Genomic DNA, 817 nt, shown 5'->3' on the forward strand with positions numbered 1-817 from the left:
TCTCCGCCGAGAGCATCGCCCTGCTCGACGCGCTCTGCCACGCGCTGCTGCCACACCGGACGCCGCGCGTCCTCGTCCTGGAGGACTGGCAGCACGCGGATGGTCTCAGCCGCGCGATGCTCGAGGTGCTGGTGACGCGGCTGGCGCATGCGCCGGTGCTCGTGCTCGTGCTGGAGCGCACGGGGGCATCCGTGCCGCCACCGGCCGAGGTGCTGGAGGTGGGAGCGTTGAGCGCGAGCGAGGCCGCCACGCTGGTCTCCGCGCGCCTGCCCGCGGGCCTGCCTCGGGAGGCGCTCTTGCGCGTGGGCGCGGGCCATCCGCGCAGGTTGTTGCAGGCGCTCGCGCTCCAGGAGGAGTCGCCGCTGGAGCCGTTGCCCGCGACGGCGCAGGAGGTGGTGTCGGCCCGGTTCCAGGCGCTGTCGGACGCGCGGCGCGAGGCGCTGCGGGTGAGCGCGGTGCTGGGGCCGTGTTTCCCGCGGGCGGTGCTGGGCGCGCTCGTGGGGGGCTTCGCGTCGCTCGCGGGGTTGGAGGCGGGTGGGTGGCTCACGCCCGTCTCGGGAGGCCGCTACGCGAGCGCGGCGCGGGCGCCGGGGCTCGAGGCGACGTGGACGGAAGCGGAGCAGGTGGCCTTGCACTCGCGCGTGGCGGAGGCCTACGAGGCGCTCTCCGAGGAGACGCGTCGGCGCGCGTGCGCGGAGGTGGCCCGTCACTGGCTGGGGGCGAGGCGGCCGGAGCGCGCGCTGCCGCACCTGTTGGAGGTCGCCGGGTGGAACCTGGCCGCGCTGGAGCCCGCGGCCGCGCTGGAGGTGTACCGCTT

Annotated in this window: 1 protein-coding gene; it reads left to right on the plus strand. The window is 76.5% G+C overall.

The window, feature by feature from the left end:
• Window positions 1-147: 147 nt before the first annotated feature.
• Window positions 148-231, plus strand: a complete 84-nt coding sequence (locus FL311_RS46410; RefSeq protein WP_141333565.1) for an SWIM zinc finger family protein — start codon at window positions 148-150, stop codon at window positions 229-231.
• The last annotated feature ends 586 nt before the right edge of the window (window positions 232-817 follow it).

Origin of the sequence: Myxococcus sp. AB025B, assembly GCF_006518215.1 — a bacterium.
GTDB classification, from domain to species: domain Bacteria; phylum Myxococcota; class Myxococcia; order Myxococcales; family Myxococcaceae; genus Myxococcus; species Myxococcus fulvus.

Bases quoted from the DNA above. Each gene is read 5' to 3' on its own strand.
- FL311_RS46410 (WP_141333565.1), top strand. From the start codon at position 148: ATGCGCCGGTGCTCGTGCTCGTGCTGGAGCGCACGGGGGCATCCGTGC.